This is a genomic window from Moritella dasanensis ArB 0140, assembly GCF_000276805.1.
Lineage (GTDB): Bacteria > Pseudomonadota > Gammaproteobacteria > Enterobacterales > Moritellaceae > Moritella > Moritella dasanensis.
The window spans coordinates 150,713-160,820 of record NZ_AKXQ01000012.1; the positions used below are offsets into that span (position 1 = coordinate 150,713).

The 10,108-nt window shown below is 42.0% G+C and carries 9 protein-coding genes; 5 read left to right on the forward strand and 4 right to left on the reverse strand.

Annotation, left to right across the window (positions count from 1 at the left end):
- Nucleotides 1–42: 42 nt before the first annotated feature.
- Nucleotides 43–1,635 carry a bifunctional phosphoribosylaminoimidazolecarboxamide formyltransferase/IMP cyclohydrolase gene (purH, locus tag A923_RS0112085; RefSeq protein WP_017221932.1) on the reverse strand — a complete coding sequence of 531 codons (1,593 nt, stop codon included), beginning with the start codon at nucleotides 1,633–1,635 and terminating at the stop codon, nucleotides 43–45.
- A 349-nt stretch (nucleotides 1,636–1,984) separates the two neighbouring features.
- Nucleotides 1,985–2,590, reverse strand: coding sequence for a glycerol-3-phosphate 1-O-acyltransferase PlsY (gene plsY / locus A923_RS0112090; RefSeq protein ID WP_017221933.1), 606 nt, complete (start codon nucleotides 2,588–2,590; stop codon nucleotides 1,985–1,987).
- A gap of 188 nt (nucleotides 2,591–2,778) precedes the next feature.
- Between plsY and folB the strand changes: the two genes are divergently transcribed.
- The 3 genes from folB (at nucleotide 2,779) to A923_RS0112105 (ending at nucleotide 4,628) form a co-directional block, all read left to right on the forward strand.
- Nucleotides 2,779–3,147, forward strand: coding sequence for a dihydroneopterin aldolase (gene folB / locus A923_RS0112095; RefSeq protein ID WP_017221934.1), 369 nt, complete (start codon nucleotides 2,779–2,781; stop codon nucleotides 3,145–3,147).
- The gene (folK, locus tag A923_RS0112100; protein ID WP_017221935.1) at nucleotides 3,147–3,653 is read left to right on the forward strand and encodes a 2-amino-4-hydroxy-6-hydroxymethyldihydropteridine diphosphokinase; all 507 of its coding nucleotides are present in this window, start codon (nucleotides 3,147–3,149) and stop codon (nucleotides 3,651–3,653) included. Before folB ends, folK begins: the two co-directional genes overlap by 1 nt.
- Nucleotides 3,654–3,773: 120 nt before the next feature.
- Nucleotides 3,774–4,628 carry an undecaprenyl-diphosphate phosphatase gene (locus tag A923_RS0112105; protein WP_017221936.1) on the forward strand — a complete coding sequence of 285 codons (855 nt, stop codon included), beginning with the start codon at nucleotides 3,774–3,776 and terminating at the stop codon, nucleotides 4,626–4,628.
- A gap of 121 nt (nucleotides 4,629–4,749) precedes the next feature.
- On the opposite strand, the gene A923_RS0112110 is transcribed toward A923_RS0112105, so the two are convergent.
- Nucleotides 4,750–5,931 (reverse strand): multifunctional CCA addition/repair protein, encoded by a 1,182-nt coding sequence (locus tag A923_RS0112110; RefSeq protein ID WP_017221937.1) that lies wholly within the window; start codon nucleotides 5,929–5,931, stop codon nucleotides 4,750–4,752.
- Between the two features lie 269 nt (nucleotides 5,932–6,200).
- On the opposite strand from A923_RS0112110, the gene A923_RS0112115 reads away from it, so the two are divergent.
- The gene (locus tag A923_RS0112115; RefSeq protein WP_017221938.1) at nucleotides 6,201–7,877 is read left to right on the forward strand and encodes an ExeA family protein; all 1,677 of its coding nucleotides are present in this window, start codon (nucleotides 6,201–6,203) and stop codon (nucleotides 7,875–7,877) included.
- On the forward strand, nucleotides 7,874–8,533 hold the full coding sequence (locus tag A923_RS0112120; protein WP_017221939.1) for a general secretion pathway protein GspB: 660 nt from the start codon (nucleotides 7,874–7,876) through the stop codon (nucleotides 8,531–8,533). The genes A923_RS0112115 and A923_RS0112120 overlap by 4 nt, the downstream gene beginning before the upstream one ends.
- A 72-nt stretch (nucleotides 8,534–8,605) precedes the next feature.
- Here the strand turns inward: A923_RS0112120 and A923_RS0112125 are convergent, their stop codons facing one another.
- A complete protein-coding gene (locus A923_RS0112125) occupies nucleotides 8,606–9,634 on the reverse strand; it encodes an NAD(P)H-dependent flavin oxidoreductase (RefSeq protein WP_017221940.1) in 1,029 nt (342 codons plus the stop codon).
- Nucleotides 9,635–10,108 lie beyond the last annotated feature (474 nt).

The following is a 10,108-nucleotide window of genomic DNA, read 5'->3' on the forward strand; positions in this document are numbered from 1 at the left end:
GACTCTTACTGTATTTTAACTTATGTGCACTTGCCTAAAGGCTTAGTGACGGAAGTGACGCATGCCGGTGAAGATCATCGTCATACCGTGTTCGTTAGCCGCATCGATAATTTCATTATCACGGATTGAACCACCAGGTTGGATAACACATTTAATACCCGCAGCCGCTGCAGCATCAATGCCGTCACGGAATGGGAAGAATGCATCTGATGCCATCACAGAACCTTTAACAACTAGACCTTCGTCAGAAGCTTTGATTCCGGCAATCTTAGCACTATAAACACGGCTCATTTGGCCAGCACCAACACCCACTGTTACGCCGTCTTTTGCGTAAACAATTGCGTTTGATTTAACAAACTTAGCTACTTTCCAGCAGAATAGTAGGTCAGTCAGTTCTTGCTCTGAAGGTTGACGTTCAGATACCACTGTTAAATCATCTAGGCTGATCATGCCACGGTCACGGTCTTGTACTAATACACCACCGTTAACACGTTTAATGTCGAATTCGCCGTTTTTGCTAGTCCATTCACCACATTCCAGTAAACGTACGTTTTTCTTGGTTGCAACAATCGCACTTGCTTCTGCACTTACTGATGGCGCAATAATTACTTCAGTGAATTGACGGTCAACGATTGCTTGTGCAGTTACTGCGTCAAGTTCACGGTTGAAAGCAATGATGCCACCAAATGCTGACGTCGGGTCAGTTTTAAATGCACTGTCGTAAGCACTTAAGATATCGTCGCCAATCGCAACACCACATGGGTTTGCGTGCTTAACGATAACACAAGCTGGTTTATCAAATTCTTTAACACACTCTAATGCAGAATCTGTGTCAGCGATGTTGTTATAAGATAATGCTTTACCTTGTAACTGTTTCGCAGTGGCAACAGATGCTTCAGTGGTGTTTTTCTCAACATAGAATGCTGCTTTTTGGTGGCTATTTTCACCGTAACGCATGTCTTGTTTTTTGATAAACTGAGAGTTAAATGTACGTGGGAACTTAGATTCTTCATCGCCATCAGTGTTATCACCGTAGCTAGGAACCATAGTACCGAAGTAGTTTGCGATCATGCCATCATAAGCAGCTGTGTGCTCAAATGCTGCAATAGCAAGGTCGAAACGGGTTTTGTGAGTTACTGAAGTATTGTTTGCAGACATTTCACTTAATACGCGGTCATAATCGCTAGCATTAACGACGATTGTCACGTCTTTGTGGTTTTTAGCTGCAGAGCGAACCATTGTTGGACCACCGATGTCGATATTTTCAACGGCGTCAGCAAGGCTGCAATCTGGATTGGCAACAGTGTTGGCAAATGGGTAAAGGTTAACAACTACAATATCAATTGGGTTGATACCGTGTTCTGACATTACATCAACATCAATGTCACGACGGCCAAGAATGCCACCATGTACTTTAGGATGCAGTGTTTTAACACGACCATCCATCATTTCTGGATGACCTGTATAGTCAGAAACTTCTATTACTGGGATGTCATTTTCAGCTAATAACTTAGCTGTCCCGCCAGTAGATAATAATTCGACACCTTGTGCTACTAGGCCTCGAGAAAATTCTACAATACCAGTTTTATCTGACACACTGATTAAAGCACGGCGAATAGGTCGAACGTTGTCCATTTTACGATTACCTCAAAGTACATTTTTATAGAAGGATGTTTTCGGAAAAGGTCGGTTTGGCCTTTTACGGAAACATCCTGCACTATGTTCCTTTTATACCTACTAACTTTACGCAGCGATTAACTTGCTAAAGTCCTTTAGATATATAACGTACCGCAGATGGGGGGCATTCTAACTGAAAATTAATTAATTGTGTCGATTTTTTAATAAAAAATTCATCAACAGTATTTTTCTACTTTGAATTTAACTACATCAGTACAATCAGGCTATATAGTCAGTGCAATATCGCGGTATTTCCGATGCGAAAATTTAATGTCTTGCTCTACACGTATGGATACAGTGTTGTTATTTATTGCTTTTTCTTTTTCTTTTTCTTCCAGATTTTCTCTTCCTCGCCACGGAATAGACGCATTATATTGTCGTAGTGACGTAAAATAATAAGACACGATAACATCGCCACGGGCAGGGTATATTGGGCTTTGAATATCAAGGTATAAATAGGCGCGAAGAGGGCGGTGAAAATAGCAGCCATTGAGGAGTAGCCTGTGATCATTAAGGATAACAACCAGCTCGCGACAATCGATGCACCTAAATCAAAGCCGATAGTTAACAGCGCACCAAATGCCGTTGCGACCCCTTTACCACCTTGAAAATGAAAGAAAATGGGATAAATATGCCCAAGACACGCGGAGATAGCAATAAGCCCGAGATAAAAGGGAGTCATATTAAAATACCACGCTAACCAAACGGGTAGTGCGCCTTTGAGCATATCAAAAAATAATACTAAACCCGCCGCAAACTTATTCCCTGAACGTAATACGTTGGTTGCCCCCGGATTCTGCGAACCATATTTCCGTGGATCAGGTAGGCGAAATAGGCGGCAAATTAAGATTGCTGAAGAAATAGAACCTAGCAGATAGGCGAAAATGATAAAGATTAAGCTCAATAGGGTCATTACTGATTAATTCTTCTCTAGGTTTGCTGTATTATTGCATTATTATATCCATTAATAAATTGCGTACTGTCATAAGCCTGACAATTATGTGGTTTATCTTGGATATAAAAAAACATTGAGAAACCTATCATACGCGTTTTCTATTCGCTAGGGTATCCGACCTCTATCAAGTTATTACGGACGAGTTCATGGACATTGTATTTATTGAAAAATTGGAAGTTTTTACCACGATCGGTGTATATGATTGGGAAAAAGAGATCATTCAGCGATTAGTATTTGATTTGCAGATGGCACATGACAATCGCCCTTCAGCATTGACCGATGACATTACTAAAGCATTGGATTATTCAGCAGTCGCGAAAGTGGTTACTGATTTCGCGCAAGGAAACATTTTTGAATTAGTTGAAACAATGGCAGAGCAAGTGGCTGCGTTGTTAATGACTACCTTTGGTATTCCTTGGATAAGTTTAAAATTGAGCAAGCCGGGTGCCGTTGCGAATGCAGCAACAGTTGGTGTTTATATTGAACGTGGTCAACGCGATGGAAAGTTAGCGTAATGGCTTTGGTGTATATCGGCATCGGCAGTAATATTGATAAAGAATATCATGTTGCGAATGCACTGCAAGATCTGGATAAATTGTTTGATCATTGCCGGGTATCCCCTATTTTCGAAAGTGCAGCGGTTAATTGCACGGGGGATAACTATTACAATTTAGTCGTGGAATTTACCACGTCATTATCGATTAACGCATTAATGCTGTGTTTAAAAGATCTTGAGATCACACATGGACGTAAAGCGACCGATCGTCGTTATGCACCTCGAACGTTAGATTTGGATTTATTGTTATTCGACAATGTTATTCAATCTGAATCTCCAGTTTTACCTCGCCCTGAAATTGTTTATCACGCGTTTGTGTTATGGCCGCTTGCGGAGTTAGCGCCTGATTTACGTCACCCTGAGTCGGGTATGACGATGGCGACATTATGGCGTGACTTTGATAAATCAACCCAGGATTTAGCGTTAGCAAAGTGGCAATGGCCGCAAATAGCTGAGCTAGTTTAAACGATACAATCGCAATAACAGCAGTAAGGTTAGTCTGACCCAGCGTTAGTATTAACCTTACTGCTGTTCGCATTATTTATTTTTAACGATGACAATCATATAACAATAAAGGAAACATGAATGAGTACTTTGGAAGTGATCGTACTGGCGTTGATTCAGGGATTAACTGAATTTTTACCGGTATCAAGTTCTGCCCACCTTATCTTACCGTCACAATTATTAGGCTGGGAAGACCAAGGTTTGGCTTTTGATGTTGCTGTGCATATCGGTACATTACTCGCGGTGCTTATTTATTTCCGTGAAGAAGTCGGCACGATGGCGGTTGCTTGGGTGCGCTCTCTATTTAAACAACAGCACAGTAAAGACAGTCAGCTTGCATGGTGTATTTTATTAGCGACAATTCCGGCGGCATTATTTGGCTTCTTTGGTAAAGACTTAATTGAATTATACCTACGCAGTACAACTGTTATCGCGACAACAACTATTATCTTTGGTTTGTTATTATGGTGGGCGGATGCCAATGCCACACAAATTAAAGATGAATACAAAACCGGTTGGAAAGGCGCGTTAATAATTGGCTTTGCGCAAATGCTCGCGCTAATCCCTGGTACATCGCGTTCGGGCGTGACGATTACAGCAGGCTTAATGCTTGGTCTGAGCCGAAGTGCAGCTGCACGTTTCTCGTTCTTAATGTCAATACCGATCATTGCGATGGCGGGTGGTTATTTAACGCTAAAACTCGTGTTACATGGCGATGTGGTTGAAGTCCTACAAGCGGGTGAAATCATTACCTCTGTACGTCCGGTTGATTGGTTTGCGATGGGCCTTGGCGTGATTGTGTCTTTCTTCAGTGCGGTTGCTTGTATCCACGTATTCTTGCAAGTACTAGAAAAATTAGGCATGTTCCCGTTTGTTATTTACCGTCTATTGTTAGGCGCGGGTCTGTTCTATTTAATTTATACTCAATCGATTTAGTTTTTCGCTCTGAGATAAGGCTGTTACCTGTGGTAGCAGCCTTTTTTGATCTTAACTATTAACTATTAACTATTAACTATTAACTATTAGCTAGAGCGAATATTTTAGTGAATCGAGACATTTATTCAGGACGTAATGCGGTTAATGCGCTTATACGCTGCAAGGTTAATTGTTGTTTTATCTCTGGCCCACGAAAGCCCGCTGCGATAATCGGCTGTACGGTGATATCACATGCAGCGCTGAGCATCTTGGTTAAATATTGGGTTGGTCGATAGTCATCAGCTAATTGCTTGGCTTTGCTACTTGAGCAAGTCAGTAATATCTGCTCGAAACGTTCGGGTTTACGCCATGCATCGGTATTATCGAATAGGTTAATAATCGCTGCAGGTGTTAATGATAATGCATTGTGAACATTGACTTGTTGGGCACTGACGAGTATCGCAAGGTCGCGATGTTCATTAGGCACTTTACAACGTTTAGCCAGCACCTTAATGTTTGCTTGTTGCTCACCGAGGTTTTGCATTACGGCCGCAAAGCGCATGGCTAAATTCGGCGATAATAACGCCGTGTTTTTTAACTGGCTTAGTGCTTGTAGACCAAGATTATTGTTTTCATTTTCGTCGTCACCTTTGTCGCCATCGTTGTTTATAACGGCGAAGTCAAAAAGGTTATCGAGTTCTGGCAGAATAACCGCTAATGCACCAATCTCTTTTAGTACGTTAAAGAACACTTCAGGATTCGCAGCAGATAAGGTCTTTTCTACTTCTTGCCATACGCGCTCTGGGGTTAACTCAGCAAGGTCACCTGCTTGTGTCATCTGCTGCATTAATGTCAGAGTTTCACCGGCAATGGTAAAGCCCTGTTGATGAAAACGCGCAGCAAAACGCGCCACACGTAATACGCGTAATGGATCTTCACTGAAGCTATCTGAGATATGACGCAGTAGTCGATTATCTAAATCAACGCGGGCATTGAGTGGATCTATAACGTTACCATTAATATCTTCGACCATGGCATTGATGGTTAAGTCTCGACGCACCAGGTCTTGTTCTAGGGTGACATCTGGCGCGGCATAACAGGTGAAACCTGTATAACCGGAGCCACTCTTACGTTCGGTACGTGCCAGTGCATATTCTTGTTTAGTGCTCGGGTGTAAGAATACTGGGAAATCTTTACCGACTTGTTGGTAACCTTGCGCGAGCATTTCTGCAGGCGTCGCACCGACAACAACAAAATCTTTATCTTTTACTGGTAGAGATAATAGCTTGTCACGCACCGCGCCGCCGACTAAATATATTTGCACTTAACAACCCCTGTTACTTTACTTTAATAATGGCTTCAAGATAATTACATGGTATTGGTTAATTATACCTTAACGGCTTGGAAACTCGAACTCTGCTGTTGATTGTAATTATTATTATCTACTTTAGTTACCATAATGGCATAGGAGCTAGTCGTTAATGGTGCTTAGGCGACTTATTCATGGATAAAGTTGGTTTTTTATCGGCTATTTTTGACATTCTGTTGTCTAGCTATTAACGTGAAGCCTCAATCATAGGATGATAATCATAGATGTATACTGAGTTTTTTCATTTAAAAGAAGTGCCTTTCTCTATCGCGCCGGATCCCCGATTCTTTTTTTTGAGTGATAGGCATAAAGAAGCACTGACGCACCTGACTTATGGTCTACAAGGCGCTGGTGGTTTTGTCATGCTGACGGGTGAAGTTGGTACCGGTAAAACGACGGTTTCGCGAGCTTTAATACAAGAACTAACCAAGACCACTGTGGTGGGGTATATCCATAATCCTGTCGTCAGTGAACGAGAGTTACTTGCGACCTTATGTGATGAGTTTAAATTGGATTATGATCAGCATAACTTGAGTTTAAAAGTGCTGTTTGATCTATTACATCATTATCTATTGGCAAATTGTCAGCAAGACAAAGCCTGCGTCGTTATCATTGATGAGGCGCAGTTATTATCAACGGCCGCCTTAGAGCAATTACGCTTGTTAACCAATCTTGATATTGACCATAAAAAACTATTACATATCGTCCTCATTGGCCAGCCTGAATTACAACAAAAATTAAAACAACCAGAGTTACGTCAACTCTCTCAGCGTATTACCGCGCGTTATCATTTATTGCCGCTAACTGAAATCGAACTAGCGAGTTATGTCGCTTATCGGTTAAGCATTGCATCCGGTAATCCTGGTTTGTTTAGTAGTAGAATATTAAAACGTATTCATCGGCATACTGCAGGTGTACCGCGTTTAGTAAATCTTGTTTGTGATAAATCGATGTATTATGCCTGCCAAGCGCGGGACACTAAAATTACTCCTCAGCATGTTCAAGCTGCAGTAAAAGCAGTCGCTATCGATACGCCAGTAAAGTCGAATAACACCGCGCCTAATTTAGCCGGGTTAGCCGTGATTTTATGCCTAGGGTTGGTGATCACAGGTTTCCAGTTAGGGCTCTTCGATTTTGCTGACGATAAAACCGTGGTAACACACACCGATGAGTTTACGCCGTTCGTTGCCATCACTAATCGCGACAGTGTTGTTGAACAAGTGGATGAAAAGGTCGCCGAGACTCAGTTAGCGCTGGCGAATAATGAGGTGATGTCTGAAAAAACCTTACTCTCCGAGATTAAATTAGCGCGACAAAGCAGCAGTGCAACCCAATTTTTATATAAAGAGTGGGGTTACGACATTGCCTTGAACGATGCAACTTGCCGTAATGCGCAATACGCTAACTTACGTTGTTTACAGCGCCAAGGTAGCTATGCTCAGTTAGTGCAATACAATCTACCAGTGGTAGTGCGTTTATTGGATAATTTAGGTGAAGACTATTACGCGACAGTGCTAAGTATTACGCCGTTGGGTGTGGAACTGCAATTAAGTGATAGTCATTTATTAGTGAGCCAAGCTTGGTTTGAAAAAAATTGGAGTGGTGATTTCACCTTATTTTGGACCGCGCCAAGCCGTTTTAAAAATAGCTTAAAGAAAAACGATAAAGGTGAGTTAATTCGTTGGTTAGATCGAAATGTCAGTGCTGCACTTGGTGAGGAAGCCTTATCAGGCACGCAATTTGACTTGCCACTAATGCAAAAAGTAATGCGCTTTCAACAGCAATCCGGCTTAACTGCTGATGGCATTGCGGGTCCTCAAACGATGATGGCTGTAGTGCATTATGCCGACAGTACTGTGCCTAAATTGAATGTGGCGACACATCTTGCGGAGACAAAATGAATTTTATAATAGGTAAAGCATTACGTTCATTCAGTGTCGGTGTTAGCTTGGTCGTGAGTGTATTCGGGAGTTCAACTTTACTCGCTAATACCAACATCTCGGTCGGTGTTGAGCAAACCGATCCCCTGACTATTCTAAAGTTAGCTGATATTAAATTTGAACATGTATTGTCAGTCGTTGATATACCGAAGCAAGAGGAATTGCCTACGCATGTCGAAAATAATACTGCCTTGGTGATCCCGTCGAGTAAACCAGGCATGAAGGTTGATAGCGGCACTGAGTTATTAACCATGAACGATGAACTCGCCAGTGAGCAGGTCTCTGCAGGATTACTGGCTAAATTTAACCGTGCGTTAAGTGAAACCAGTGGCAATGACAGTATTCCAGCGCCCGCCGTGGTAGAGAGTTATAACGCAGTGCCCATTGCTGACTTACCACAGTACTTACGTGAACAAATACCTGACATCAGTTATAGCTCGCATGTTTATTCCTCTAAAATTCAAAACCGCAGTGTACGGATTAACAATCGCGATCTACGTGAGGGTAGTTGGTTAACTGATGATATTGAAGTTCTCGAAATATTACAAAATGAAGTTATTATGCGTGTCGGCGCGCAGAGCTTTAGTTTGAACGCTTTATCTGACTGGTCGGCGTAACGGTTCGGTAAATCATAGCGCCAAGGGATGTCCCTTTGGCGCTATGATTATAAAGTTTTGTCTTTCTCTGTCTTACTGTTTCGCTAGTCTATTTATCACCGCATCTGCTTCAGCCATAATGCGGTCGACAATCACTGCAACACTCGGTACATCATTGATCAAACCTTGAGATTGACCAATAAATTGCACACCCGTTGTCAGGTCACCTGCAATCGTTGCCGCTTCTAGTTTCTCTGTTGCTGCACCGAAGTATGATAATTGCTTGATCTTATCGAACTGGACAAACACCCCAGCAACCAATTTCCAAAACGGTAAATCAACCATTTTAGCGGCCTTCACGGATTTAAATAATGCCAGTGCAAAATTCATTGGTTTTTTAGTCGCTTTAATCGAAGCCGGTGTTTTTAGTACGCGGGCATAAAGACCATCAAAGTTTTTCGAATAGATAGTATCGTTTTCTGATTTTCCTGTAATGACGTGTTTAACGTCATTATGTAATGCACTTTCTTGGCTAGTGGCAAAACGAGAACCCATTGCTACGCCTTCAGCGCCAAGTGCTAGGGCAGCAGCGAGACCACGACCATCGGCAAAACCACCGGTTGCGATCACGGGAATATCAACAGCACTGGCAATCGCAGGCACAAGTACCAGAGACGTAACGTCACCACCGTGTGCTGCGGCTTCATGGCCTGTCACCATCAACGCATCCGCACCAATCGACTGAGCCGACTTAGCGTGCTTTTCATTGACCACTGTTGCAATTACTTTACCGCCATACGCGTGTACCTGCTCGACAATCCATTCACCTTTACCTAATGAAAAGTTAATCACAGGTACTTGTTCTTCTATACCTACTTTGGCATTTTCTTTTGCACCAGGCATGAGCAGCGTTGCGCCAATACCAAAAGGTTTATCGGTGAGTTCACGGATCTTTCTAATTGAAGCGCGGGTTTCTTCTTGGCTCAATGGCCCTGTCGCAAGAATGCCGAGTCCGCCAGCATTGGAAACCGCTGCCACAAGCTCTGGCTTTGATATCCAACTCATTCCAGGCAAGACGATAGGGTGCTCAATGCCTAATAATTCTGTAATCCGTGTTTTCATCACTTTATCCCAAATGCAAAAGATTAGAAAATAAACTAGCATAAATACACTAATACATACAGATGTTAATGATATGTTTATTTTTAACAAAATAATTTACTGTAAAATTTTAACGATTACAACTTTAGTTTGGGTATGTTCTGTCTAATTCCAATTAACAATATTATCTACTGTATCGGCTTGTTTACGTGTGTAAGACATCGACTATTCAGGTGTCGGGAGATAGTCGTTACATGACAGTGTTTATCTCGATATCATACTTGGTCTTACACTCCTAAATAAGAGGTATAGTTATTAATATCAACGACTTATTTTTGTAGTTGTTTTGTGCCTTGTAAATTTATGTAATTTAATCGTTTTTACTCGGTTGTTGCCTTGCGTTAATCACGTATATTTATAGGCACAAGGACGAGGCGGGAACATCTTCAGGAAGAAGACCAAAGGATTAAGTTGCAGGATGCGACACAAGGAACA